Source organism: Microcoleus sp. BM001215392, from assembly GCF_036700185.1.
GTDB lineage: Bacteria > Cyanobacteriota > Cyanobacteriia > Cyanobacteriales > Microcoleaceae > Microcoleus.
The window spans coordinates 14,819-39,054 of record NZ_JAUBOJ010000020.1 but is presented as its reverse complement, the minus strand read 5'-3'; the positions used below and the strand labels follow the sequence as shown (position 1 = coordinate 39,054).

The window sequence follows — 24,236 nt, the reverse complement described above, 5'->3', positions numbered from 1 at the left end:
AATCTTTTGCAGAACAACAAGACTTTGGCATTAGAGTTATTATAGCTTTCGGAGGAACAGTTTAATGCTGACTCTAGATATCCAATCAATTCTCAATTCTATTCCCAATGAAATTAGCTGGCAAGACATCATACAGTTTGAAAAACTAGACGATCGCGTTACCATTGCTAATGACCTTTGTGCTAACATTATTAGTGTCAATGAAAGTACGATCGAATTGTGTCCTAATGAAGATTCTCCCGATCGTTTAGAACAACTGGTTTGGTGGTGGGTTGTACGTCCCGATTTAGGAGCGGCGATTGCTAAAGAATCTCCTCAAGAACTCAAAAATATTATCAGTCAATACATTCTGCAAAATTGACTAAAATTGTTGTAACATCAATGCCGTGCCGACGCAACTCTCGCGCCACAGCAGATTTAACATTTTCATCTAAATGAAAGCGGATGCGTTCACTCACCTCTAATTTCCCTCAGCTTTTCCTGCAAACGAGAAGGTGGACTCTGACGCTTCAACTCTTCGACAAAAGCATCTGATTCAGCAGTGCGGCGGTCAATTTCTTCTCGATGCTCGTAATAGTAAGTCATGGCTGCATGAACCGAAGCAGGCAACAAATTATAGTCCCTAGCGATTTCTTCTATTGACTCTCCCATCTTCAGATACATCTCTGCAATTTGTGCTACAGAAATTCGATGACCCGCAATGCGTGGTTTACCACCAAGCACTCCCGGTGTAATTTCAATATGCTTTGTGATGACTGATTGCTTAGACATAAAGCGTGAAAGTCTCCTAATTGCTAATGTTTATAGCTATTTAATCTTAGCAAAAACAGACGAAGGCGATCGCCCAGGGTTGTCAGCTATAATAGAAACATCATTCCCTTCCAACTCATCTCACCATAAAAGTGTATGAAAATAGAAGACTATCCACTGGCTAAAGAATTGATATTTGATGCCGAAGGCAACATTAGTCAAGTTATTCTAGATTATACCGACTATCAGTATTTCCTAGAAGCGATCGAAGATAGAGGACTTCTATTGGCTATGGGCGAAGTAAAAGATGAAAAGCCGTTAAGTTTACAGCAAGCACTTGCCGAACTGGAAACAGAATGAAAGTCGAATATCTGCCCAGTTTTTTAAAGGATTTAAAAGCTCTTAAAAGTACGCCTGTTTTTCAGCAAATCAAGGATTTTGCTTTTGCGGAAATTCCAAATAGTAATGATTTACAGACAATTGTTAACTTAAAAAAATTGAAAGGTGATGATAATGCGTATCGGCTTCGGGTTGGCGACTATCGAATAGGTTTTTATTTTGATGGCGAAACTGTTACTTTTGCCAGGGTGCTTCACCGGAAAGATATTTATCGCTACTTTCCACCATAAAGCTGTTTTCACTCTGACAGAAGGTTTTGGGCAACTTGTCCTTGTCCTTTAAAGTAGTAGATTAATGTGTTTGTCTCCAAAATATACATCTAAAAGCTCTCCCGCAAGATGTCTTCCCCCGACTCAGTACGAATCTCTTCCCGAATAAAAAAGTCTTCTGCCCAAGTTCCAGCAAGGGAATAAACCAGTTCCTGCCAAGGAATTAAAGAATCTACTGTGTCGGTGGATTGGTTCTCATTCAGGTACTTGGCACGAATAAACTCAGCGAAAGTGAGAATTTCGCTAGCTTGGTTTTCGGGAAGGGTTTTGACGATCGCATATATTTGTTCAATAACAGTCATAATCTGATTATAGATAAAGTGCTGTTTAGCTTTATTTTAGCAATTATAATCGGTTTAGTTCCACAGGCGATCGCCCTTACAACAAAAAGTGCGATCGCCCTGTTATGAAATCCCCGCTTTCGGTAACTCAATCTTCTGTTCAACTAAACAACCTTTCAAAATAGCAGAGTATTTTTCAATAACCCGCCTTTCTTTCTCTCCAATTCCTCTTTTTAGCAATTCCTCATCAACTCGCTTCACCGCATCAATCAAAGCTTTAACAAAATCGATATACTGCACTTTCCAGATAACATCCAATCCTTTTGGTGATAGTTCTAGTTCGCCAGTGTCTCGATCGTACTTTGCTGTCACTGAGTAAGGGCCGTCCATAAACAAAAACTCGCCGCGATCCTCTCCTTTGAAAAACTTAAGTGCGATCGCAATCCACCAGCCTAAAACAACTAACCCAAAATCAGACCAATTTTTCATCGGATACTCGACTAGATCGTACTCCCAAGTTATTGCAAATAACAGCGGACTGCTTCCTTCGATAAATCTGGGAAGCAGGCTATCGTCAAACTCTACTTTGATGTTCATTAGCAAACTCTACTTCCTTACAAGTTTATTTTGCGATCGGATAAGCTGTCTCTACAATCCCTGTACTTTGATTTTGCCACATCTCTAATGTATAACCTGTTTCTATATCTGAACCCCGGTATTTGACGCGGATTACTTCCGTTATCAAGTCTTCTTGCGTATCAACTCTTTCTCGGTTTTTCCACGCTCGCTGCACGCACCCCTTAATCTGATTTTCTGTCATATTTTCAAAAATGGCAATGATGTAATCTGCATTTTCTCTTAACCGCTGTTGAGCAACACTGCCTTCAGGAGCGTGACGTTCTATAATATGTTCCCAATTAAATCCTTTGGCTCCTCGACCTCTAAAGATTTGATCTGGCATTGTTTGTCAGGCTAATTTATTCGCATCATATTATCCTAAAACTAGCAATTTTAAAAATTGGTAATGTTGAGAGCTATTTAATTTTAGCAATTATCATCGGTTTAGTTCCACAGGCGATCGCCCTTTACGACAAAAAGTGCGATCGCCCATTTCAGCTCCTAGCCAGAAATCACCTGACTCAAAAGATGAGCCTGAGAACCCTCAAGCCGCGGCCCGTGAATTTGTACTACCATAGAAGCCAAATAATTGCCCCAACGAGCCGCCTTTGCAGCACTCAAACCGTTAGTAAGTCCAAACAAAACACCGCCCGCAAAAGCATCGCCAGCACCCACAGTATCGATCGCCTTTACGGGAAATCCAGCCACATCAACAATCTGTTTATTTTCCACCACCATGCAGCCTTTATCCCCATTCGTGATAAAAGCCAAATCCGAAATCTCGCTCATCTTGCGAGCGCACTCTTCCAGAGACTCCTCCTTAAAAAAGCTCTTAACTTCATCAGCATTGCAAAAAATTACATCGCAATATTCCGAAACTACTTTGTGGAAATCATCAGCAAATCGATCGACCAAAAAGCCATCCGAAAAAGTAAAAGCCACCTTCACACCCAGACGCTTAGACTGTTCCATCGTCTCAATACTAGCCTTTCTGGGCTCCGGAGCATCCCAAAGATAGCCCTCAACATAACTGTACTTGCAGTGAGACAGGCGATCGACATCAATATCAGTCGCCGCCAGAGTAGTAGAAACCCCCAAATTAGTACACAGCGTGCGTTCCGCATCCGGCGTAGTCAGCACCACACAAGTACCCGTGGGCCCATTCGACTCAGTAGCAGGATGCACATTAAAATCAATCCCAGCCTCCAGCAAATCTTGGCGGTAAAATTCGCCGTTAGTATCCTTAGCAACCTTCCCCGAATAATAGCCTTTACCGCCACTCTGAGCCAAACCAATCATCGTATTGGCCGCAGAACCCCCCGATCGCATTTGCAGAGAATTGTGTTCCAAATCGTGCAAAATTCCCCCCTGGGTTTCCGAATCCATCAGCGTCATCCCGCCGCGATTCAGCCCGTGCTTAAGAACAAAATCATCTTCGACTAATGCTAAGATGTCTACAAGGGCATTGCCCACGCCAAACACATCCACGGAACCGGATTTTTGATTGTTTTCAGTCATTGCTACTTTTTGGTTTACGCTAACTATCAACTCTATAATAAATCGGATTAAAGTCAACATCCTCAATCCCCAAATCTAAATCCTCAATCCCCAAATCTAAATCCCCAATCTAAAAATCCCTAATCCCCAATCTAAAAATCCCCAATCCCCAATCCCCAATCCAAAATCCAAAATCCAAAATCGATATGACTTGTCTCCCACCTCTGATTCAGCAGATGTTGCAGCCCGGGTTTTACCCGCACGGGGTGACAGAACCCGTGCAGCTAATTCAGACTCACATTTCCTTTGTCCTGCTGACGGGAGATTATACTTACAAAATCAAGAAACCAGTCGATTTTGGTTTTTTGGACTATTCGACATTGGAGAAACGGCAGCATTTCTGCACTCAAGAATTGGAAATGAACCGACGCACAGCACCAGAGATTTATCTGGAAGTTTTGCCAATTCTTCAAACTGGCGATGCGTTTAAACTCGGTAGCAATTCACCTGCTCTAACTCCGGCTGATTTTGTTGTAGAATACGTGCTGAAAATGCGACAGTTTCCTCAAGATTCGCTGTTGCTCAATTTGTTGGAACACGGACTGTTGACCGAGAAAATTATGGCAGACTTGGGGTGGGAAGTTGCCAATTTTCACAGCAGGACAGTTACTAATAGCTACATTCGCACATTTGGCGAAGTCAGTCAGGTTCGCACAGCCATAGATAACAATTACCGGATTTCCCAAAAATATATCGGCGGGCCGCAGACTCAGAGTCAATATCAGGAAACTAAAGATTATTCTGATGCGTTTTTTGAAAAAAATCAAGACTTGTTTAACCTGCGAATTGCCCACAATAAAATTCGCGAGTGTCACGGAGACTTGCACTTGCAGAATATAGCATTGTGGCAACATAAAATATTACTGTTTGACTGCATTGAATTTAACGAGCCTTTTCGGTTTGTTGACGTGATGTACGATGTCGCTTTTACAGTCATGGATTTGGAATCGCGGGGGCGCAGAGATTTAGGCAATGTTTTTCTGAATACTTACATCGAACAAACAGGCGACTGGGAAGGACTGCAACTGCTGCCGCTGTATTTGAGCCGTCAAGCTTATGTTAGAGCAAAAGTAACTTCGCTAATGTTGGACGATGCCTCGGTTTCAACTGCCCAAAAAGCACAGATTTCGCAGACAGCTTCTGAATACTATAAATTAGCTTGGGAATACACAAAACTGCGCCGCGGAAAGTTAACTTTGATGTCTGGTTTGTCTGGTTCTGGGAAGAGTACAGTGGCTCGATATTTGGCTCATCGCACTGGGGCGATTCACCTTCGATCCGATGCTGTTCGCAAACATTTAGGCGGGATTCCTTTAAATGAACGCGGCGGCCAAGATTTGTACTCGGATGAGATGACGGCACGGACTTATGGTAGATTGTTAGAGTTGGGGATAATGCTGGCTGACCGAGGTTGGGATGTGATTTTAGATGCTAAGTTCGATCGCCAAAACTGGAGAACCAATGCTATTAATCAGGCTCAATCCCACGGCTTGTCGCTGCAAATCGTTTACTGCACCGCACCGATGGCAGTATTGCGAGAACGGCTGCAACAGCGCACAGGCGATATTGCCGACGCCACAGCAGAACTATTGACCTCGCAGCAAGCAGAAGCAGAACCTTTTACAGAAAGCGAGCAAATTTCCGTAAAGATTGTAGATACCGCGCAAGACTTACAGGTACAATTAAACTTGATTTGTGGGGAGTAGTTGCAGTGCGAGATACCTTGCGAATCTTACTTCTCTGCTAATATTGTCAATATCTTTCTGTATTATTACAAAAACAACTTGCAGCTTATGGCAAAATTTAATGGAGACTCCAAGGGGTTTAACCCCGCGCTGATCTGGTTTGTGTTGTTTACCGTTGGGTTTCGCTTAGTAGGATGTACCCTGCCCGTGAGTATTGGCCTTGGTGTCATCGGCGGCGTGGCGGCAGGTTTAATGGTCGCTTGGTGGCACAACGAACTACTACTCAACCCCAATACAGGTTCCAAGGATAAAAAATCTGAGGCTATCCTCAATAAAGAAGTAGTGGAAGTAGACGGGCATAAATATAAAACCTCCCGGCGTCAGCCTACTTCATTCTTTGACTGGCTATCAGAGCCTGAGGATCGTCGCTAGCACCGATTTGTTTTTATGATTGAGTTTTGAGCTTTAATTTGAATATTATAAAATTCAAAACTCAATTATAATAATTTAATTTATAGACTAAAATAAGATTTAAATCTCTGTAGTCATTAGTCATTTAGTCAGTAGTAGGAACACGAATAAAAAATATGCAATAATGCCGACCGAACCCTTACTAATTGGCAATTATCAATTATTGCTGACGAATGACGAATGACTAATTATATTGAAAGAATCTGCGTTTATATCCGTTCATATGCCTTTAATCTGCGATTTTTGTATTAATAAAAAATTGGCAATAAGTGTACAAATGACCAATTATATCAAATTCGGTAGCATCGGAATTATGAGCGTGCGAGCTTAAGAGCTCGCGATTTGGGTCGCGAGTTCTTGAAGTGCTCGCACTGATTGATACTAATACCATCCAAATATATAATTCCGATGCTACCGGAAACGATATTACCAATTACCAATTACCAATTAATTTCCTGAATGTTTGTATTTCTGTCTAAACTTCTGCCGCTGTTTATTTATCCTTTGGGATTGAGTTTTTTGTTAATGATAGCGGCTTTAATCACGCTTTGGAAGCGTCCCAAATGGGCGGCGGCGCCAATGGCTGCGGCTATAATTATTTTACTGCTTGGAAGTAGCGGTTGGGTTTCAAAATCGTTAGTTCGATCGCTCGAATGGCAAAATTTACCAACCGCCGAACTCCCTCAAGCTGAAGCGATTATCGTCTTGGGTGGCGGTGTGAAAGCAGCCCTAGCGCCTCGCCCTTGGGTAGAATTGGGGGAAGCTGGCGATCGTATAATATACGCTTCCCGACTTTACCGTCAAGGCAAAGCTCCCCTGCTAGTGCTCAGCGGCGGTAGAGTAGACTGGAAAGGCGGTGGCTCTCCCGAATCGGCAGATATGGCAGAAATTGCCCAAACAATGGGCGTACCGGCATCAGCAATTCTGCAAGATCCAGATTCGCACAACACTTATCAAAATGCCGTCAACGTGCGAAAAATTTTAGAGGCTAAAAACATACAAAAGCCCGTTTTGCTAGTGACATCGGCGATGCACATGACTCGATCGCGTTTAATTTTTCAGCGTCAGGGAATAAAAGTTATTGCAGCACCAACAGATTTTCAGATAACGCAGCAAGATATTGCAGCATCCCAGAACAACTCGCAAGCATTCGCGCTGGATTTATTACCGGATACCTATTATCTACATCAGTCCACTAAAGCTTTGAAAGAATACATCGGCTTAATCGTGTATCGCCTGCGCGGATGGGTTTGACTGTTCAGAAATTGTTCGCTTGTTCGGACTTTGGTTCTCTCTCATTTGACGAGAACCCAAGTCCGAACGAGCGAACCTGTATAACATTTATATACGGTTAAGAAGTTCTTAATTGTTGAAATCCCTGCGAAAAATTGCTTTTTCTTAATGGCTGATGACTGATGACTGATGACTACCGTTTGACTTCGCGAGCGGGTAAAATGACTGATGACTTCTTTCTTCTATAAATGTGTTAGCTTAAAGTCATTATAGCAAATATTTGCCACAGTCGCCCCCAAACAATCATGTTGCCTCACGAGTTGCAAAACATTGTCCCAGAATCGACCGCAGCAGCCGAAATTTTCCAACAAAACCAAATTGTTCGTGAGTTTTACGGCGAAATTCAGTACCGTCAAGAATTAAAACGTCACTGTCAGTGGTACTACGCTACAGCTAAGCAGCACCAGCAGGAATTGCAGAAAATGCAGGGAGACTTCAACCTCTTCGGTTGGTTCTGCCACCGACGATCGAACAATTAAGCATTAAACCAAAAAGATGGTTCGATCGTTCGGAATGTGAGTTCTGCCGCTGGCTAAAAGCATGAGAAAAAACAGAATTCCGAACGATCTAACTCTTTGATAGTTATGTGACCGGATTTGATATTAGTTGCCAAAAGCAATGCAGCTTTAGGATATTTCCAAACCCTTATCCGATCAGTCAGATCGTATCTGGTCGATCGCTATCACAATGAAAGTTCGTAGTGCGGACACTCCCGACGCATAATGCTGCGGACTAAAGTCCGCACTACAAACCTATGTTATTGCGGTCTATCGACCTGACATGATATCGTTCCCAATCTAAAATCTAAAATGCTATGAGACTATTTTTGGGTTCTGGTCTCAACTTTTGAGAGTGCTAGACTTCTTAAGATATCAATTCGACTTCATCTTCTTTGAAGTGAGCTCGAAATTTTTTGTCAAACTGAACTAGCACCGGCCAATTGGCACTGACAGGTCTGCCGTGCCATTCGTGAACGATCGCTACAACTTCTCCTTCCAGACCCTTAATCTCAAATGGTTGACTGCGATTTTCCGGGTGGTGGTAGACAACAACAGAGTTTTTAACGCAAACGCGATCGCCAATTTTCATAGCTTAAAATTTAGTGTTCTTTCTTCAAAACTCTACAAAGCCTGCAAGTGCAGAACACTTGTAGGCTTTGGGGACAGTCTTTTCATCTTCCCACAGAAGTAGAGCGAAAACTCAAAGAAAATTGGCGGTTGTTTGTCAGTGGTTCGATCGCCAGCCCCGATCCCCAGAAGCCTCAATACCGATCGATCCTCAGTCGATCCCGATCGCCCGATCGGCATTTGATACCGTCTTTGCGCCGAGGTCATTTCCTCTTCTGCAATCGCCAACCGCCAATCTAAAATGCGATTAACTGGTTCAACCAACACTCAACATCAACGGCGAGAGTTTGACCCAACTCCAGCAACTGCCGGATCGAAGACAACTCCCAGCAGCCGTCTGAGCTAGCAATATCCAAGGCAACCGGAGCCACCTTATTTTCCCCCGCCGAGACCTCTTGCCGTTGCAGCCAACCCAAACACAGAGGCACAATTTGACTGTACATAGCATCGAAATACAGTTCTTGCGATTTGTCCAAACACAAACCCAGACTCAGCCGAGATCCCACAGCTATCAAACGCTCGATGTGGAGGATATCTGCTTCCAACTCCAGGGGCGATCGTTCATCCGCGCCCGATCCTGCTTCCAGCAGCGCGTGTAGCGATCGCCAAACCAGCCGTTCCAAAATTTGCTTAACTTCGGGAACCTTCAAGCGGCTGCGGAGGTGGCCAGCTTCAGTGGCGATCGCCTCAATGTCAGCCAGCAGGGACTCTGGGTCTCCTGTTTCCTGTTCCAGCACCTTCGCCGCCGTCAAACAGCGGTGTCCCAAAGCCACCTCAGCAGCCACCTGCAACTCGACCGGCACCGGCAACTCGTCCCGGTGGAAAGCCATCATCACCCCGTAATTTTCGCGGTAAACCTGAGTGTAAAGCTGATCCAAGCGAGTCAAATTTTCCTGACTCAGCAACTGGACGATGCGGTGGCGTTCTTCTGCGAACAAATCGCGCAAGCTAAAGGACTGATCCCCAAACAACCGCACCATTTCCAGAATCGCGTGGGCCGCCGAAGCTTCTTGCAGAACTCCAAACAACCGCTCTTTGAGCATAGTGTAAGACCGGCGGCTGCCGAAAGGTTGAATGCAGCAGTGGAAATCCCAGCCCCCAAGGTGGAATGCAGCAAACACAAACACCTCTGTTTCCCGCGTAATTTCGGAGGTTAACTGCAATTGACCTACAGCCAGAGTCATCGAACCCATGCGCTGAATTTGGAAATCTTGCTGTTCGGCCTGATAGCAGTAAACTCGCTGTTCGCGGGGATATTTGGCAAATAGAGCACTAATCGCGTAGTGGGCGGCTACTTGTTTGAGACTGACTTGGGCCGTCGTCACCAGTTGGCGGTAAACTTCTGCACCCGTTTTGAAAGAGTCAACGTTGCTGGGTAACAGAGCCAGTCGAGCGATAAAATCCTTTTCCAGGTGCACGCCAGCAACTTCCCCGGCTAATTCCAGCGCCCGGGCTGCGTAGCGCAAAATTTGCACGCCTTCGGGGCGAGAAACTTCTTCAAAAAACCAGCCGCAGCTAGTGAACATTAACAAAGTGTGGCGCTGCATTTCCAGCAGGCGCAGGGCGTCTACCTGTTCGGCGGCGTCGAGTTCGCGCACTTGATGGCGTTCGAGGAACTTGTCAACGTTAGCGGGCGATCGATCGCGGATGACATCAATATATTCATCTCTGGCTTTCCATGGATCGCGAAACACTTTGCGCCCCGCTTCCTCATAAATCGGAACCAGTCGATCGCGCAGCCAATTTAGAGTATCGCGCAAAGGCTTGCGCCACAGGAGATGCCACCCGCCGCCGCCACCGCACCCACAATCATCTTGCCAGCGATCGACCCCGTGAGAACAACTCCAAGCCGTCACCGGTTTGAGTTCCACTTCCCAAGTGCTGGGATTTTGACCTAAATAATGAGCATAATTTGTCACAGTCCAGCCGCGGCGGGGAAACTCTTCTGTGAAAGCGTAGGCGAGACATTTTTCCGTACTGTTTTTGTGGTGGCCGAAAGTTTCGCCATCTGTGGCCACGGAGATTAATTGAGCCGGTCTGTGGTCTCCGCGCACTGCTTGACCCAAGCGCCCCGCCAAGTGGTTGCTGCTGCTGAGAACGTCGTTGAAGCCCATATCTCGCGAGATCGGGCCGTCGTAGAAAAAGATATCGATGTAGGGAGTGTTGGGATTTGGGGCTGGCGAAGGCTGGCCCTGTCCGCGGCCGAAGTGGTAATTGCTCAGCGGTGAAAGTTGGTGGTCAGCCATCAACCGCATTTCCGGCTTCAAATAGCAGCGGTAGGGGCGAGTCGGATCGATTTGGCCGCCGCCGACTTCGTGCCATTCGGCATCTGTTTCTGCTTGGTCTTCTTGGTTTTGCCCGATTAGCGGGCGGCAGCGTTCGGCTTGTGAGGGGGCTAAGACAATGAAGCGGATGCCGGACTCGACTAAAACTTCCAGGGTGGCGTAGTCTACGGCGGTTTCGGCGAGCCACATTCCTTCGGGATGGCGATCGAATCTGGAGCGAAAATCTGCGATCCCCCAGCGAATTTGGGTGTATTTGTCTCGCTCGTTCGCCAGCGGCATGATGATGTGATTGTACACTTGGGCGATCGCGTTACCGTGACCGTTGAGGCGCTGACAGCTTTTGCGATCGGCTTCCAGAATCCGCTGGTAAACTTCCGGATCGTAGCGTTCCAGCCAGCTCATCAGGGTCGGGCCGATGTTAAAGCTGAGATATTCGTAGTTGTTGACGATCCCCGCGACTTCACCGCGATCGTTGAGTATGCGAGCAAAGGCGTTCGGGCGGTAGCACTCGTTGTCAATGCGTTCGTTCCAGTCGTGGAAGGGAGAGGCGCTCCCTTGGCGTTCGATCGCGTCCAAGTAAGGGTTTTCCCGGGGCGGCTGGTAAAAGTGACCGTGAACTGTGATACACACTCCCGTTGCTGTAGCGGTAGCGGTGCTGCTTTGGGTTGCAGCCGTTACACTTGGCGCAGATACAGGGAGTACCTCGGACTGAGTTTTAGAAATCGAAACCATGCGATCGAATCCTCAATTAGTTAAATACAAGAAAACCAGCCTAATCTAGAACTCAAACCTTACACAGCAGGGGTTTCAGTTAGGCATCTGCAGGTACTAAATTTTGGCAGAAAAATTTTCATTCATTTGTGGTATTGCCAGCAAAGCATTCCTTGCAATCTATCAACCGTCCATCCCTGAGTTTTTCTGCCAATGCTTTGCTGTTGAAAGAGTTATAAAAGTTAGCTGTTGCTGCTTTGTGGCACTTGCGACCCATTTCAGGTTAGTGCTTGCAGGGCTACTGCTTAAGAGTTTTGATTTACATTGCTGCATCTTAAAGTCTTCTTCATTAAATAGCAACTTTTCCCCGGAAAAATTTAATCTTTGGCGATCGATCGATGGTGGTTGTGCTGTTGAAAGTTAACAATAGGGTGAAACCCCTCAGTAGCCCTAATTTTTGCTGAGGGGGGTCTGTTGCACCGCTTTGCTGCGTTGTGTCGAACCAAAATCTTTTGTTGAGTTTTCTCTGTGAAATGTTCCCTTTACCGGAAACCAGTAACTTAATCGAAGCCAACAGATAGCCTTGATGCGATCGCCTGCATAGGCATTTTCATGTCTTACCTCGGCTTGAGGCAGACTTGTGAAACAGCCTGGATGCAAAACCCTTCAAAATGTCCCCAATCAAGTTCGGCCCCGGCAGAAAAACAATCCCTAGCTGCTGCATCAATCCCAGCGCATCGCCTTCCAATGCTCCACAATTTTACCGTCTTCTACGCGGTCGATGTGCATAATTGACAGCTTGATTTGTTTACCAGTCGGCGGCAGACTCTGAAACTCTCCCAGATGCGTCGCTGTAAATATCCCACAAGTGACAACTCTATCTCCTGCCACAATCACTCGATCAAAGGCGTGTTCCCCATTGGCAAAGGCAAGATAGAACTCCATCCCAAATCGCTTGAAACCTTCACTATCTAAAGGCTCAGGAACACCAGCCAGATGAGCAACAAAATTTGGAGCAAGCAGCTTTAAAGCTCCATCTGGCGATCGTCAAATGCTTTGTAGAAATCCAGAACCGTAGCTTTGTTTTGTGCGGTTAACATTGACAGCTTCGTTTTGACCAAAATTGTAACCGATCGATCGCGCACACAGATGTAATTTCAGCGTGCGCGATCGCACGACACCGCCTTGGACTCGCAAAGCAGCCCTGTTAATCGCAGATGCTACTGGGCTGGCCACAAACACCACCAACCAGTGCAGCCACCTGCAAAGTCTCAGCAAAACGCTGGCGATGAAGGGCGAATCTTTTCAAAGAACTCTTTTTCTACCTGTTCCGGAGTCACATTTTGGTCTTTTGCCAATCCTTGAATAAAATCTTCTATTGCTATCTAAAACCCCGACAATTCCCGACAGCGAGTTGACGCTTCAACCGGGAGCGACGGCGCAATTAACCCTCTGTGTCCAAAGCTCGGCTTAGCCTTCCGAGCATATTGTTCTCAATTAAGTGCAGCAGTGAAGTCTCTATCTGCTTTAAATCCACAAGCCTAACACTTGTAAACTCGATCGTTCAGAGACATCGACTGCTGTTAGTCGCAAGCAGAACATAATTGAGTCGATCGATACCACCGAGCTACCAAAACTACACTAGAACCATAACGCTGTGCTTTACACTCAATTTGTCGCCTAAACTCATATTATCTGCGACTGCTGTCCCGGTACCTTTAGTCCCCCCTCACTCTGCTGTGCAAGTGCCGTTAAGCCCCTCCACAGCCTATTTCTAGCCAACATTCTCCACCGTAAATCCAATTTCTTGCCCGTAGGATAGTTCCAGAGTATGACCGTCCGGGTCTCGCAAAAAAGCCCAATAGCCGATCGGATATCCAGAATCTTTTGGTTCATCAACCAGCACACCTTCTTGACGTGCGCGATCGCAGAGAGAATCCATATATTCCCGACTCTTGCAACCAACCCCGAGGTGTGCCAGCGGAGACAAAACTGGATGTACAGAGTCAGTTTGAATTAGCACAATTACAAAAGGACGAGTGCCGTCAGAAAGCCATACGACAGCAACACCTGCTGCTGCATCAATCCGGCGGTGAACGGCTTGCATTCCAGCATATTTGGAGTAAAATTCAATACTTTGCTCAATATCTGAAACGGGGAGTGCGATGTGAGTGAAACCGATATCAATCATTTGTTATTTTCCTTCTTTTCCTGCGATCGGGTTTGATCGTTCGGACTTCAGTCCTCTGAAAAAGCGGACTGAAGTCCGCACTACAAACTGGTCGAGCGACTGCGAATAAAGGTTTGATCGTTCGGACTGAAGTCCTTCGATTATAATCAAACAACCTCATAATGTTCGACTGTCGGAAATGGATCGTAAAAATGATGCAATAAGGAACGCCACGTTTGATAATCTGGCGATTCTCGAAATCCCACAGTATGGTCTTCCAAACTCTGCCACCGCACCAGCAAAATATAACGATTTGTGTTTTCTATGCAGCGTTGCAGCTCGTGCGAGATATACCCCGGCCTAGAAGATATAATAGCTGAAGCTGTTTTGAAAGCAATTTCAAAGTCAGCAGCCATATTAGGTTTAACATCAAGAATTGCAACTTCCAATATCATAGGTTTAATCAGATGCTCTCCACTTGGCAGCCTTCATATCCATTGCTTTAATAAATCCATCTTTTCCGTTTATGTACCCGTGACTATTATACTATTTGTTGGGGAATTTTTGTTTTAATTCGCTGTATTGTTGCGCTTCTTCATATCTACTAAAGTGAGATGAACGCTTAGGGACACTGATTTGATACTTGACATAGTATCCTAATGCTAGTATCATTTGTTAGGAAACCGTCGGGAAAAAATGGAAGATTACGAATCTGCTTTTTTACAGCGCTATCAGGATACCGAAATACTTTGTTCCTCTGCCAGAAAAGTGGCGACCATGCACTTTGCTGGTGTGACTATAGAATGTCTGCTAAAATCAATGATATTCGCTTCCCTACCCAAAAATGCCAAGCGAGAATGGAAAACGGATTATAACACTCCTGGTCATACACTTACTAATCCTGGACATAGCTTTCAAGATGCTTTGAGAAGGCATAATAAGCTGCATGATAGGATTCAGAAATTTCCACAGGTAATGAAATGGCTGGTCACAGTTGAAAATCCTAAAAATCAACATTTTATAGATATGCGCTACTCTGGTAGTGAACCTAACGATCCAGACTATAAGCAGTGGCTGTCTGCATATAAGAGTCTCATAGGTTGGCTACAGAGGCAAGCTAATACACTTTGAGGATACAGAAATGCACGAAACCTGGCAAATATCACTTAAACGGGAGCTGACAGACTGTTATGTTCAGAGTCCGCAGGAATGGACTGACATCAATATTTCTACTTCTGGACTTCTGAATTTGACGATTGTGAGCAATACCTTTAATGGCTTATGTTTCGAGCGTCGAAAGGAACGAGTGCATAGCATCCTTAAGAAATTTAAAATATCCCCAGGTTTTATTTCTTTATATACGATAGACGAAGCAATTTCTCTGAATTTGTCACGACCACAGCTTACAAATGGAAGTTCAGTGCAAACTTGGCAAGATTTAGCTTTGTGGGCTGCAAATCCGCAAAATCAATCTCAACTTTCTCAACCTGAGCCCCGCATTCCTCGAACCATCACATTCTATTCCTTTAAAGGAGGAGTGGGGCGAACAACTGCTTTAACCCATGTGGCTTGGATTTTAGCTATGCGCGGTCGAAAAGTTGTGGCTGTTGACTTAGATTTAGAAGCACCTGGTTTAAGTACAGCTTTTAGCTTAAACCCACTACCTGAATTTGGTATTGTCGATTATTTTTATGAACGTTCTTATTTACCTGAAGGGTTAGAACCCAATATTTTAATCACTAAGATATTTGGTGAAGTTACAATACCTGATGCAACAGGAAGACTCTTTATTGTTCCTGCTGGTTCTTTAAGTCTTGACTACATTGCTAAAGTTGACGATCTGCGAGCAACTACTATTCTGGATAATGGTGAAACCCTGTGGTCTATTTTTAGTCGTGAAATTCAAGAACACCTAAAACCAGATGTAATTTTGGTGGATTCACGTACTGGAATCAATGAATGGGGTGCTTTATCTCTACTCCAAGCTGCTGACGAGGCAATTATATTTTTGTTTCCCAACGAACAAAATCGGCAAGGAATTGATCTTCTTTTAAAATCACTCAATTCTTTTGGCAAGCTGTCAATTAATTTTGTGTTTTCACCTGTTCCTGATATCAGTGATACTGGGACGGCTAAAGTTACAGAAATTTGGCGACTTTTACGCAAAGTCATTGAGCGCGAAATAGATCGAGATGAACTAAATGAAAATGGTGATGACTTAGATGAGTCTCAATCTGAAATAGCAGAACCATTAATAGTACCTTACCTTCCCTCAATTGCTCTAGCAGATCGTCATCCTGTAACAGGATTGTTGGATTACTACAATCGAATTGCTAACTTAATCGATGAAGAAACTAATCAAATTCGCTCACAGGAAATTCTAGCTGCAACAGATACCGAACAACGCTGGAAAATTATAGAAAGTCTTCAATTTCCAGCTTTAAATGCTGCCGATCCTAAGTCAAACCTTCTCGCTTTATTTCAGAAAACTGCTAATTTTGAAAAATTTTTAGATGAAACAACTTGCCTAATCAGAGGCCGAAAAGGAACTGGTAAGACGGCACTTTACTTGCTTTTATTACAGCATGAATCTAAGGCTAGACAGCTAGCTCGCGATCGACTAGATTCTGTATTTTTCCTCTCCGGTCATGGTGGATTCCAGAACAGTCGCCCAACACGCAATGAATTTCAAATTATCAATCAAAGTCTAAAAGATCATGAGGGAACTTGGGAGGCATTTTGGCGAGCCTACCTGATATTTCGAGTTTATCAAGCAAGTTATTTAAAACTGCCAGATAAAGGGAGTCAAAAATCTAAATTTGAAAGTATACGCAACATTTTGAAGGGACTGCCGGGAGAAAACTGGCAGTCCGAACATACGCTCGCCTTAATTCAATTATCAACTGATTCGCAGTTGAGACTTGTTTTGTCGGATGTCTTAGACATTCTGAACGAACAGCAACGGGATAAAAATCAAACACTTTGGCTTTTATATGATGATTTAGATGAAGACTTCCCCGAAAAAGATGGAGTGAGACAGCAAGCTTTAAGTGGTTTGTTTCAACTTATTCAAGCTTGCGATGCGCGTCGATTAACATCAATTCGCTTTAAAATATTTATCCGAGAAGACATTTGGAATCGTTTAAATTTTGACAATAAAAGTCACTTTAATGGACGCGATCTTTTTTTGAAGTGGACAAGGGTAGATTTCTTGCGATTAGCTCTTCGGCAAGCCATGCAATCTGCAGAATTTAAAAATTTAGTCGATCGTTCTTCGCCTGTTGAAAACATTGATAGTGCTAATGAAGAAACCTTAAACCGCGCCCTAGACTTATTGTGGGGAATTCGTCGAAGAACCGGAGATAAAGCTAAATATGTTTATAGATGGGTTTACGAACGTTTATCAGACTCAAATAACACGGCTTTTCCCCGCAGCTTAAGTGCCTTGCTTGATGGAGCAAAAGAGCAGGAGCTAACTTACAAAGGACAAATATCTGTGAAGGCTCCAACCGATCGTTTACTGCGGCCAACATCTCTGGAGATTGGTTTAGAAAAAGCATCAGAGGAACGTTGTGATGCCATTAAACAAGAATATCCTGACTTATGCCAATTTTTTGAAGCTCTAGAAGGTGTTCCAGCTTTACCTACCAGACAAGACCTTGAGAACGCATGGCAGAAAAGTGTACGGGAAATATATCCTGACTTTGATGAATTTGCCAGTTTTTTAACTGAAATTGGTCTGGCTAAATGGCGGCCGAAAGAAATCCGTTATGGGTTTCCTGATATTTATGTGTATGGTTTCAAGATGATTCGTACAGGAACGGAGTAGCAAATTATGAATTTCATCGCCACTTCATCTACCATACCTAAACGAGCATGGTTAAATGACACCATGTTTCTATCCTCCCCAACAACCTGGCTCTTGGTGAAATTGTGTTCATTTCAGTTGAGGGAGGACAAAAAAAGCGGAATGGTGCAGTCTTCTGTGCTAGTTGGTTTCAATCACGATCGAGCTTCGATCGCCCGAATCGATTCCAACTCCCGTACAACAGGCAATCCCGATGCGACAAGTTCAGGCGGCACCTGATGGGTTTCCAGGTATTTTCCGTCATGAATTAGCTGCACAATGTTCATCCGGTGAGGGCGGGTGTAATAGCGGTGGGTTGGTTCCGTCTTTTGCTGTTCTTGCAAGCTGTCGTTGGCAATTTTCTTGCGCAGTTTGACGATCGCATCCATGATTGCTTCGGGCCGCGGCGGACATCCGGGTAAATAAACATCCACCGGAATTAGCTTGTCCACACCGCGCACTGCTGTAGGAGAATCTGCACTAAACATTCCGCCCGTAATCGTGCAAGCACCCATAGCAATCACGTATTTGGGTTCGGGCATTTGTTCGTAAAGGCGCACCAAAACCGGAGCGTACTTCATCGTAATTGTGCCGGCAGTAATCATCAAATCTGCCTGTCGGGGAGACATCCGGGGAAATACACCTAATCGATCCAAATCGAAGCGGGAAGCGAGCATGGCGCTAAACTCAATGAAGCAGCAAGCAGTGCCAAACATCAGCGGATACAGGCTAGACATTTTCGCCCAGTTGTAAAGGTCATCGACTGTGGTGAAAATTACGTTTTCCGATAGCTGCTGCGTAACTTCGGGATAAGCGGCCGGATTGGCGATCGACAAATCTTCTGAAGCAATATCTCGTGTCATGTCAGGTGAATTCATGTTGACAAAACTCCTGGAACGATATAGCTGTTGGTTGTTCGTTAACACTATAATTCTGGCATCGCATTTTAGCTCCCGCCACGAACTGTTAGATATCTTGATACTCGCGCAGTCTCTCATCTTCAGAACAGGCAATTTATCTGTATAGCAGCTTAGTTATGGGCTGATTCAACAGTTGACAGTTGACAGTTGACAGTTGACAGTTGACCCCCAGAGAGCGACCTCTACCCTTAAGTTTGAGGATTGGAGTAATGAATAGTCCGATCTTAATTTCTCCCGAAAAGGCGGGCGGGCTTTCAACCAATTCTTTCTGGTAAATTTCAAATTATCGATCGACCTTTTGAATTTTATTAAGTATCTTTGCCAACTTCTGACCAAAAAACGTGAGTAAGTGCGATCGCCAATAGCCTTAAACCAACACCAATTTCTTCCTCCCTCCCCTTTGCTACACTTGGTGGCAGGCTATGATTGACGGTTGGGAGCTTTTCAGAATCTAAATGCTAAACACAACTAACATAATTTCCAGCCTGCTGTTATTTATCCCAGTTTCTATCGCCGGACACTTTCTCGGCTGGGAATCCTCCACCATATTCATTACATCAGCCCTAGCCATCATCCCTTTAGCAGCGTGGATGGGCACGGCCACCGAAGAAATCGCCGTTGTCCTCGGTGCCAACTTGGGGGGTTTGCTGAACGCTACCTTCGGAAATGCCACGGAATTGATTATCGGCATCGTCGCCCTCAATGCCGGATTGATAGATGTTGTCAAAGCTAGCATCACCGGTTCGATTATGAGCAACCTGCTGCTGGTGATGGGATTTGCGATGTTGCTGGGTGGCTTGCGCTACAAAGAACAAGAATTTCAGTCAACAGTCGCCCGGTTGAACGCTTCAGCGATGAACTTAGCCGTGATTGCTATTTTGGTGCCGACAGCAGTTGATGTCACCTCTACAGGTATTGCTCCAGAAACTATGCAGAACCTCTCTAGCGCTGTTGCTGTAGTTCTGATTATCGTCTACGTGCTAACACTGCTGTTTTCGATGAAAACCCACAGTTATCTGTATGACGTAGGAGTGGCAGAAAATGAAATGCTCGAAGAATTAGCCGAAAATAACTTAGCATCAGATAGTCCTGACCATAAGGTAAATCTGCCGTTGTGGATTGGGGTACTTTTGGCTTGTACGGTGATGGTAGCGATCGAGTCAGAACTGCTGGTTGGTACTCTAGAAGAAGCGACGGCGCGTTTGGGGCTGACTTCCCTGTTTACCGGCGTGATTTTAGTGCCGATTATTGGCAATGCGGCCGAACACACGACTGCGGTGACGGTGGCGATGAAAAATAAAATGGATTTGTCGGTTTCTGTGGCCGTAGGTTCGAGTTTGCAAATTGCTTTGTTTGTTGCCCCGGTGTTGGTTTTGGCCGGTTATTTTCTGGGCAAACCGATGGACTTAAACTTCAACCCGTTTGAACTTGTAGCAGTTGCGGTGTCGGTGCTGATCGCGAATTCTATCAGTTCTGATGGCAAGTCTAACTGGCTGGAAGGTACTTTGCTGTTGGCTGCTTATGCGGTTTTGGCGCTGGCGTTTTTCTTCCATCCAGTCATCGAGGGACTGGTTTAAAAGGCTAGAGAAGCAAGAGTTGACAGTTGACAGTTGACAGTTGACAGTTGACAGTTGACAGTCAGAAGCAAGAGTCATCAGTCATAAGGAAAAGGCTTTCGGCAGATTGTTCCCTGACGCACTCTCCCCCTCGCACTCTTCCCCTCTCTCCTGCTCTGTTGCTTCTTCCTTCGGTAATTGTCGGGGCGATCGTACAATCTCCCTGTGGCTGCGTGCGAAGGATTAATTTTGATTTTTTGGTGAATTATTTGCCCAGGCCCCGATCGCTCGCAGCTCCACAGGTTACATAAAAACACCGGATGCAGAAAACCAGCTAGAGTTTAGTCCGCTTGACATTAGCGACGCGAAGGATTTAAATCAAGAGTGCTCATCAGTCTTGTACTGGGTGTGATACGATCGTGGTAGGTTGAAAATAAGGTATAACTAGAAAGCGTAAAAACTTAACAAGATTGTTGAGTACGCAGTCGCACCGATAGGTGTTGCCGTCTGGGAAAACTCGGTTTTTCACAAAAACCTCAGTAGATCGAGACGATCGATCGAGTACGGTAGGGCATACCGGAATTTACGCTTGAGGAAAAGACACCTTTACTTGACCTGGAGTAATCCAGCCGCAAGTAAGTGACTTCGCCCAAGCAAGAATCTCAGTTACCAAGAGTGCTGAGAGTGCCAAAGTAAAACTTGATAGAGCAACCTCAATCAGGGTTATGTGGCTTCGTGAGTTATTGCCTCAATCCCAAATGCCCGAATCCCTCCGATCCAGCCAACTCTGGTAAATCCGCGTGTATCCACTGCGGGTCTGAACTTTTGTTGCAAGGTCGATATCGGCTAGTCGCGCCTCTGGGCGGCGGCGGCTTTGGCAGAACATTTGAAGTGGACGACAACGGCGCCCGAAGAGTGCTCAAAGTCCTCCTCAAAGAACATCCCAAAGCTGTAGAACTGTTTAAGCAAGAAGCCGACGTATTGGTCAGGCTCAGACATCCAGGTATTCCCAAAGTCGATCGCGACGGTTATTTTACATTTACGCCAGCCCACAGCACAGAGTCTTTTCACTGTTTGGTGATGGAGAAAATTGCTGGGGCAAATTTGCAAGATTGGCTGAAACATCGGGGCCGCCCGATCAGTCAAGAACAAGCTCTGAACTGGCTCAAACAACTGTCGGAAATTTTAGACCAAGTTCACAGACTCAACTATTTTCATCGGGATATCAAGCCGCACAATATTATGTGCAAGCCGAACGGGCAGTTAGTGCTGATTGACTTCGGAACGGCTCGGGAAGTGTCGGCAACTTATTTCGCTAAGGTAGGTCAGGGGCAAAATGTCACTGGCATTGTTTCCCCTGGCTATACGCCACCCGAACAAACTAATGGAAAGGCTGTTCCGCAGTCTGATTTTTTTGCTCTGGGGCGAACTTTTGTTTATTTGCTAACAGGGAAACCGCCGACGGCGTTTCCCGAGAACCCGCGCACGGGTAGATTAATGTGGCGCAAAGGAGCACCTCAGGTTTCCGACCCCTTGGCTAATGTGATCGATTACCTGATGGCGCCTTTTCCGGGAAATCGACCTCAAAGTCCGCAGATGGTTTTGCAGTGCTTGGAGGAAATTAATCTAGACGGCGGGGAAACTCAACTGCCGACTCATTTGCCACCCACGACGGGGCAAACTAAACTTCGCGGAACTTCCGGGGGGGCTGGGGCGACGAAGCAGAACTCGATGAACCGCCTCAGACCTCTGGATTCTCCTAGCTTGAACAAGGCCGGGAAACAGGTTTTTGATTGGAAAAAGAAGTTGCTGGCTGGTACTGCTGCTGTGATGCTGGGTATTGGTGCCTCTCAAATTTATGGTTCGATGCGTTACGGAGTGTTTCCAGCAAACCCGGTGTGGCTGCTTTCTAGTTTGCCTAGCAGTCAGTTTTTGGAAAGAAGTTTAGATAATGTCGGTAGCGTAAATGCGATCGCCCTGTCGTCAGACGGTCAAACCTTGGTGAGTGCAAGCTTTGGGACGATCAGAATTTGGAATCTCAGGACGGGACTGCTGGTGCGGACTCTCAATCCGGTGCATTCTAAAAAATCGGTCAACACGCTGGCGGTAAGCCCGGACAGCTCGATTTTGGCTAGCGGCGGCGGCGACAATAATGTGATTTTGTGGGATTTGAAGACCGGGCGGCGGGTGCGGACAATTGCTGCTCACAAAGCGCCCGTCAATGCGATCGCTTTTAGCAGCGACGGTCAAACCCTGGCTAGCGGCAGCGATGACAAAACTGTTCGCGTGTGGAATGTCAGAACCGGTAGCAGGTTGCTGACTTTGAGCGGGCACACTGGAGGAGTAAACTCGATCGCCTTGAGCCGCGACGGTCAAACTCTCGCTAGCGGGAGCGAGGACAAGAGTGTGCGTTTGTGGAATCTCGACACCGCAGAAGTCAGAAGAATTATCACAGGTCACGGGGGCGCGGTTAATGCTGTGGCTTTTAGCCCGAACGGGCAAGTTGTGGCTAGTGCTAGCAGCGACAATACGATCCGTTTGTCGAACGTGCAAGACGGGAAGCGAACTCGCACTTTTAAAGGTCATTCGAGTTGGGTGAGGACGATCGCTTTTAGCCCCGACAGCCGCATTTTGATCAGCGGGGGCGGAGATATTATAGTGTGGGATTTGAAGACGGGGAAAGAAAGAAACACTCTTTCTGGTCACAGTCAGTTTGTGAATTCTGTGGCTGTTGGCAGAGATAGCAAGACTTTGGTGAGCGGCAGTCCCGATCGTACTATTAAGATTTGGCGAATGCCATAGTCAGTTGACAGTTGACAGTTGACAGTTGACAGTTGTAGGGTGCGTCGCCACCAACCATCACAAACCTGAATCTACCATATAGTAGCGACGCACCTTACAGTTGACAGTGAGGTTTTTAGGATGGGGATTTACACCCCACCCTAAAAACCTGACGCCCTGAAAGCGCGGATTTTAAACCCCTGAATTTTGATAATTATTAGTCATCAGCCCATCGATTAATGACAAGTGTTTAACCGGACATGATGCTACTTGCCACAATTGGCGAAAGTAGAAAACAGGTTAAATTCTGTAACTCTCCACGCTTGCCATGTTTGCCCGCCAGCAAAAAGACTGTACCTAGTGACGCTTTTATCGCTATCAACATAACTTTGCCAACTCAATGAAGCAACTGTTGGATACTGGGCTGGAAACTCCCCTGGTATCGGACTGACTTGCGAACTCATGTTCCAGCCTACTTTTTGGCTAAATTCTTGAATTTGACCTTCACAAGTGCGACAACTAGAACCGCCCACTTGCCGCCAAAGCTCTAATTGCGGAGTCAATCCATATTTCCCGTTGCTGGATTGCACCCACAGGCGATCGATCGTGCGAAGGTTCGGACAAGATAGATTAGCCGAGTTGTTGCGGATCAGAGAGACTGTTTCTTGATCTGCTTCGTACCATTTTTTGGCTTCTAATAAGGATTGAAGTTTGCTAAATTCGCTGTTGCTTTCTTGAGAATTAGCGGCAAAAGTTGGTAGCAAAACTGCCATAAATGTGCCGATTAATGCGAGGAATTGTTGGCGAAGTTTCATGATTATGTTCCTGTGAGTAAAAGTGATTTAATAAATGACCAGTTTACCATCTCTAGACTGAGACAAAATCTTCAATGCCGATGAGATTGGGAGCAACGCCTGTCAAAGCAGCTAAAACTTCATTGGTGCTGGCCACTCTAATTAATGTGCCGTTAGTTCCAGGAGAAATTGATAGCTGTCCGAAGGTCAAACCATTGATTAGTTGAAAGGTATCTTGACCGTTGGCGAAATCAGAGATGGTATCAACTCCCAAGCCCGCACCTAAAACAAATACATCATTTCCCGCGCCACCGACCAGATTATCATTGCCTAAACCGCCGTTGAGGGTGTCAAAACCTTTGCCGCCGGAGAGGTTGTCGCTGCCGCCACCGCCATTGAGGATATCGTTACCCCGCAAACCATTGATGATATCGTTGCCGGGAGTGCCAGTCAGGTTGTCGTTGCCGGGAGTGCCGTTGATGGGGTTGGGAGAGTTATTGATGACACCTGGAGTGTTGGTTAAGTCAACAACGAATACGTCTTTGGCCTTGTTAGTGTCTCCCGGCACGAGGTTGGCGGCAAAAGATTCAAACGCCACTTTCTGTCCGTCGGCGGAGATGGAGGGAGAGAAGGAGTTGCCAATCCCCTGATTGCCTGTTGAGTCAACAGAGAGGCGGGTAGTGGTATTGGTTGACAAGTCCCGCACAAAGATGTCGAAGCTA

Annotated in this window: 27 protein-coding genes and 2 pseudogenes; 13 read left to right on the top strand and 16 right to left on the bottom strand. The window is 45.6% G+C overall.

Annotation, left to right across the window (positions count from 1 at the left end; all coding sequences use genetic code 11):
- Positions 1 to 64 precede the first annotated feature (64 nt).
- Positions 65 to 361: a hypothetical protein gene (locus QT974_RS04325; protein WP_333467288.1), complete on the top strand. Its 297-nt coding sequence runs from the start codon at positions 65 to 67 to the stop codon at positions 359 to 361.
- On the opposite strand, the gene QT974_RS04320 is transcribed toward QT974_RS04325, so the two are convergent.
- Both QT974_RS04320 and QT974_RS04315 read right to left on the bottom strand, forming a co-directional pair.
- A complete protein-coding gene (locus QT974_RS04320; RefSeq protein ID WP_333467287.1) occupies positions 336 to 458 on the bottom strand; it encodes a hypothetical protein in 123 nt (40 codons plus the stop codon). The two genes, QT974_RS04325 and QT974_RS04320, sit on opposite strands and share 26 nt — an antisense overlap.
- Positions 451 to 771, bottom strand: coding sequence for a DUF433 domain-containing protein (locus tag QT974_RS04315; protein WP_333467286.1), 321 nt, complete (start codon positions 769 to 771; stop codon positions 451 to 453). Before QT974_RS04315 ends, QT974_RS04320 begins: the two co-directional genes overlap by 8 nt.
- A gap of 135 nt (positions 772 to 906) precedes the next feature.
- Between QT974_RS04315 and QT974_RS04310 the strand changes: the two genes are divergently transcribed.
- Together QT974_RS04310 and QT974_RS04305 are read left to right on the top strand one after the other, a co-directional pair.
- The gene (locus QT974_RS04310; RefSeq protein ID WP_333467285.1) at positions 907 to 1,110 is read left to right on the top strand and encodes a hypothetical protein; all 204 of its coding nucleotides are present in this window, start codon (positions 907 to 909) and stop codon (positions 1,108 to 1,110) included.
- A complete protein-coding gene (locus QT974_RS04305; RefSeq protein ID WP_333244661.1) occupies positions 1,107 to 1,379 on the top strand; it encodes a type II toxin-antitoxin system RelE family toxin in 273 nt (90 codons plus the stop codon). Before QT974_RS04310 ends, QT974_RS04305 begins: the two co-directional genes overlap by 4 nt.
- 89 nt (positions 1,380 to 1,468) lie before the next feature.
- On the opposite strand, the gene QT974_RS04300 is transcribed toward QT974_RS04305, so the two are convergent.
- The 4 genes from QT974_RS04300 to QT974_RS04285 form a co-directional block, all read right to left on the bottom strand.
- A complete protein-coding gene (locus QT974_RS04300; RefSeq protein WP_333467284.1) occupies positions 1,469 to 1,720 on the bottom strand; it encodes a DUF2281 domain-containing protein in 252 nt (83 codons plus the stop codon).
- Between the two features lie 102 nt (positions 1,721 to 1,822).
- On the bottom strand, positions 1,823 to 2,296 hold the full coding sequence (locus QT974_RS04295; RefSeq protein WP_333467283.1) for a hypothetical protein: 474 nt from the start codon (positions 2,294 to 2,296) through the stop codon (positions 1,823 to 1,825).
- Positions 2,297 to 2,321: 25 nt separating this feature from the next.
- Positions 2,322 to 2,660, bottom strand: a complete 339-nt coding sequence (locus tag QT974_RS04290) for a hypothetical protein (protein ID WP_333467282.1) — start codon at positions 2,658 to 2,660, stop codon at positions 2,322 to 2,324.
- Positions 2,661 to 2,818: 158 nt separating this feature from the next.
- Positions 2,819 to 3,835, bottom strand: a complete 1,017-nt coding sequence (locus tag QT974_RS04285; protein WP_333467281.1) for an adenosine kinase — start codon at positions 3,833 to 3,835, stop codon at positions 2,819 to 2,821.
- A gap of 185 nt (positions 3,836 to 4,020) precedes the next feature.
- On the opposite strand from QT974_RS04285, the gene QT974_RS04280 reads away from it, so the two are divergent.
- The 4 genes from QT974_RS04280 (at position 4,021) to QT974_RS04265 (ending at position 7,802) form a co-directional block, all read left to right on the top strand.
- Positions 4,021 to 5,580, top strand: coding sequence for a bifunctional aminoglycoside phosphotransferase/ATP-binding protein (locus QT974_RS04280; RefSeq protein ID WP_333467280.1), 1,560 nt, complete (start codon positions 4,021 to 4,023; stop codon positions 5,578 to 5,580).
- 87 nt (positions 5,581 to 5,667) lie between these two features.
- The gene (locus QT974_RS04275) at positions 5,668 to 5,991 is read left to right on the top strand and encodes a hypothetical protein (RefSeq protein ID WP_333467279.1); all 324 of its coding nucleotides are present in this window, start codon (positions 5,668 to 5,670) and stop codon (positions 5,989 to 5,991) included.
- A 498-nt stretch (positions 5,992 to 6,489) separates the two neighbouring features.
- Positions 6,490 to 7,284 carry a YdcF family protein gene (locus QT974_RS04270; RefSeq protein ID WP_333467278.1) on the top strand — a complete coding sequence of 265 codons (795 nt, stop codon included), beginning with the start codon at positions 6,490 to 6,492 and terminating at the stop codon, positions 7,282 to 7,284.
- A gap of 284 nt (positions 7,285 to 7,568) precedes the next feature.
- Positions 7,569 to 7,802 (top strand): hypothetical protein, encoded by a 234-nt coding sequence (locus QT974_RS04265; RefSeq protein ID WP_333467277.1) that lies wholly within the window; start codon positions 7,569 to 7,571, stop codon positions 7,800 to 7,802.
- Between the two features lie 385 nt (positions 7,803 to 8,187).
- Here QT974_RS04265 and QT974_RS04260 read toward each other — a convergent pair whose 3' ends face one another.
- The gene (locus tag QT974_RS04260) at positions 8,188 to 8,412 is read right to left on the bottom strand and encodes a ferredoxin-thioredoxin reductase variable chain (protein WP_333467276.1); all 225 of its coding nucleotides are present in this window, start codon (positions 8,410 to 8,412) and stop codon (positions 8,188 to 8,190) included.
- Positions 8,413 to 8,459: 47 nt separating this feature from the next.
- Here QT974_RS04260 and QT974_RS04255 point away from each other — a divergent pair, with 47 nt between their 5' ends.
- Positions 8,460 to 8,690, top strand: coding sequence for a hypothetical protein (locus QT974_RS04255; protein WP_333467275.1), 231 nt, complete (start codon positions 8,460 to 8,462; stop codon positions 8,688 to 8,690).
- On the opposite strand, the gene QT974_RS04250 is transcribed toward QT974_RS04255, so the two are convergent.
- The gene (locus QT974_RS04250; RefSeq protein WP_333467274.1) at positions 8,687 to 11,467 is read right to left on the bottom strand and encodes a DUF3536 domain-containing protein; all 2,781 of its coding nucleotides are present in this window, start codon (positions 11,465 to 11,467) and stop codon (positions 8,687 to 8,689) included. The genes QT974_RS04255 and QT974_RS04250 overlap by 4 nt on opposite strands.
- A gap of 103 nt (positions 11,468 to 11,570) precedes the next feature.
- Between QT974_RS04250 and QT974_RS04245 the strand changes: the two genes are divergently transcribed.
- Positions 11,571 to 11,870, top strand: coding sequence for a hypothetical protein (locus tag QT974_RS04245; RefSeq protein WP_333467273.1), 300 nt, complete (start codon positions 11,571 to 11,573; stop codon positions 11,868 to 11,870).
- A gap of 299 nt (positions 11,871 to 12,169) precedes the next feature.
- Here the strand turns inward: QT974_RS04245 and QT974_RS04240 are convergent.
- From QT974_RS04240 to QT974_RS04225, 5 genes and pseudogenes are all read right to left on the bottom strand, one after another.
- Positions 12,170 to 12,475, bottom strand: a pseudogene (locus QT974_RS04240) (ester cyclase); the annotation flags it as partial.
- Positions 12,476 to 12,493: 18 nt separating this feature from the next.
- Positions 12,494 to 12,724 (bottom strand): hypothetical protein, encoded by a 231-nt coding sequence (locus QT974_RS04235; RefSeq protein ID WP_333467272.1) that lies wholly within the window; start codon positions 12,722 to 12,724, stop codon positions 12,494 to 12,496.
- Between the two features lie 305 nt (positions 12,725 to 13,029).
- Positions 13,030 to 13,125: pseudogene (locus tag QT974_RS34715) on the bottom strand (zinc ribbon domain-containing protein); the annotation flags it as partial.
- A 95-nt stretch (positions 13,126 to 13,220) separates the two neighbouring features.
- The gene (locus QT974_RS04230) at positions 13,221 to 13,637 is read right to left on the bottom strand and encodes a VOC family protein (RefSeq protein WP_333467271.1); all 417 of its coding nucleotides are present in this window, start codon (positions 13,635 to 13,637) and stop codon (positions 13,221 to 13,223) included.
- A gap of 146 nt (positions 13,638 to 13,783) precedes the next feature.
- Complete coding sequence (locus QT974_RS04225) at positions 13,784 to 14,071, bottom strand: antibiotic biosynthesis monooxygenase family protein (RefSeq protein WP_333467270.1); 288 nt, start codon at positions 14,069 to 14,071, stop codon at positions 13,784 to 13,786.
- Between the two features lie 241 nt (positions 14,072 to 14,312).
- Here QT974_RS04225 and QT974_RS04220 point away from each other — a divergent pair, with 241 nt between their 5' ends.
- Both QT974_RS04220 and QT974_RS04215 read left to right on the top strand, forming a co-directional pair.
- Positions 14,313 to 14,747, top strand: a complete 435-nt coding sequence (locus tag QT974_RS04220; RefSeq protein ID WP_333467269.1) for a hypothetical protein — start codon at positions 14,313 to 14,315, stop codon at positions 14,745 to 14,747.
- Between the two features lie 10 nt (positions 14,748 to 14,757).
- Entirely contained in the window at positions 14,758 to 17,445 is a 2,688-nt protein-coding gene (locus tag QT974_RS04215; RefSeq protein WP_333467268.1) for a ParA family protein, read from the top strand.
- Between the two features lie 173 nt (positions 17,446 to 17,618).
- On the opposite strand, the gene nuoB is transcribed toward QT974_RS04215, so the two are convergent.
- Complete coding sequence (gene nuoB / locus QT974_RS04210; protein ID WP_333467289.1) at positions 17,619 to 18,326, bottom strand: NADH-quinone oxidoreductase subunit NuoB; 708 nt, start codon at positions 18,324 to 18,326, stop codon at positions 17,619 to 17,621.
- A 512-nt stretch (positions 18,327 to 18,838) separates the two neighbouring features.
- Between nuoB and cax the strand changes: the two genes are divergently transcribed.
- Entirely contained in the window at positions 18,839 to 19,960 is a 1,122-nt protein-coding gene (cax, locus tag QT974_RS04205; RefSeq protein WP_333467267.1) for a calcium/proton exchanger, read from the top strand.
- 714 nt (positions 19,961 to 20,674) lie between these two features.
- Entirely contained in the window at positions 20,675 to 22,741 is a 2,067-nt protein-coding gene (locus tag QT974_RS04200) for a serine/threonine-protein kinase (protein ID WP_333467266.1), read from the top strand.
- 245 nt (positions 22,742 to 22,986) lie between these two features.
- Here the strand turns inward: QT974_RS04200 and QT974_RS04195 are convergent, their stop codons facing one another.
- Together QT974_RS04195 and QT974_RS04190 are read right to left on the bottom strand one after the other, a co-directional pair.
- On the bottom strand, positions 22,987 to 23,535 hold the full coding sequence (locus tag QT974_RS04195; protein ID WP_333467265.1) for a GUN4 domain-containing protein: 549 nt from the start codon (positions 23,533 to 23,535) through the stop codon (positions 22,987 to 22,989).
- A 52-nt stretch (positions 23,536 to 23,587) separates the two neighbouring features.
- Positions 23,588 to 24,236: calcium-binding protein (locus QT974_RS04190; protein WP_442933147.1), on the bottom strand; the 649-nt coding region annotated here is incomplete at its 5' end.

Excerpts from the sequence above, each read along its gene's own strand:
- QT974_RS04325 (WP_333467288.1), top strand. The coding sequence starts at position 65 with ATGCTGACTCTAGATATCCAATCAATTCTCAATTCTATTCCCAATGAA.
- QT974_RS04315 (WP_333467286.1), bottom strand. The coding sequence starts at position 771 with ATGTCTAAGCAATCAGTCATCACAAAGCATATTGAAATTACACCGGGA.
- QT974_RS04310 (WP_333467285.1), top strand. The coding sequence starts at position 907 with ATGAAAATAGAAGACTATCCACTGGCTAAAGAATTGATATTTGATGCC.
- QT974_RS04305 (WP_333244661.1), top strand. The coding sequence starts at position 1,107 with ATGAAAGTCGAATATCTGCCCAGTTTTTTAAAGGATTTAAAAGCTCTT.
- QT974_RS04300 (WP_333467284.1), bottom strand. The coding sequence starts at position 1,720 with ATGACTGTTATTGAACAAATATATGCGATCGTCAAAACCCTTCCCGAA.
- QT974_RS04295 (WP_333467283.1), bottom strand. The coding sequence starts at position 2,296 with ATGAACATCAAAGTAGAGTTTGACGATAGCCTGCTTCCCAGATTTATC.
- QT974_RS04290 (WP_333467282.1), bottom strand. The coding sequence starts at position 2,660 with ATGCCAGATCAAATCTTTAGAGGTCGAGGAGCCAAAGGATTTAATTGG.
- QT974_RS04285 (WP_333467281.1), bottom strand. The coding sequence starts at position 3,835 with ATGACTGAAAACAATCAAAAATCCGGTTCCGTGGATGTGTTTGGCGTG.
- QT974_RS04280 (WP_333467280.1), top strand. The coding sequence starts at position 4,021 with ATGACTTGTCTCCCACCTCTGATTCAGCAGATGTTGCAGCCCGGGTTT.
- QT974_RS04275 (WP_333467279.1), top strand. The coding sequence starts at position 5,668 with ATGGCAAAATTTAATGGAGACTCCAAGGGGTTTAACCCCGCGCTGATC.
- QT974_RS04270 (WP_333467278.1), top strand. The coding sequence starts at position 6,490 with ATGTTTGTATTTCTGTCTAAACTTCTGCCGCTGTTTATTTATCCTTTG.
- QT974_RS04265 (WP_333467277.1), top strand. The coding sequence starts at position 7,569 with ATGTTGCCTCACGAGTTGCAAAACATTGTCCCAGAATCGACCGCAGCA.
- QT974_RS04260 (WP_333467276.1), bottom strand. The coding sequence starts at position 8,412 with ATGAAAATTGGCGATCGCGTTTGCGTTAAAAACTCTGTTGTTGTCTAC.
- QT974_RS04250 (WP_333467274.1), bottom strand. The coding sequence starts at position 11,467 with ATGGTTTCGATTTCTAAAACTCAGTCCGAGGTACTCCCTGTATCTGCG.
- QT974_RS04230 (WP_333467271.1), bottom strand. The coding sequence starts at position 13,637 with ATGATTGATATCGGTTTCACTCACATCGCACTCCCCGTTTCAGATATT.
- QT974_RS04225 (WP_333467270.1), bottom strand. The coding sequence starts at position 14,071 with ATGATATTGGAAGTTGCAATTCTTGATGTTAAACCTAATATGGCTGCT.
- QT974_RS04220 (WP_333467269.1), top strand. The coding sequence starts at position 14,313 with ATGGAAGATTACGAATCTGCTTTTTTACAGCGCTATCAGGATACCGAA.
- QT974_RS04215 (WP_333467268.1), top strand. The coding sequence starts at position 14,758 with ATGCACGAAACCTGGCAAATATCACTTAAACGGGAGCTGACAGACTGT.
- nuoB (WP_333467289.1), bottom strand. The coding sequence starts at position 18,326 with ATGACACGAGATATTGCTTCAGAAGATTTGTCGATCGCCAATCCGGCC.
- cax (WP_333467267.1), top strand. The coding sequence starts at position 18,839 with ATGCTAAACACAACTAACATAATTTCCAGCCTGCTGTTATTTATCCCA.
- QT974_RS04195 (WP_333467265.1), bottom strand. The coding sequence starts at position 23,535 with ATGAAACTTCGCCAACAATTCCTCGCATTAATCGGCACATTTATGGCA.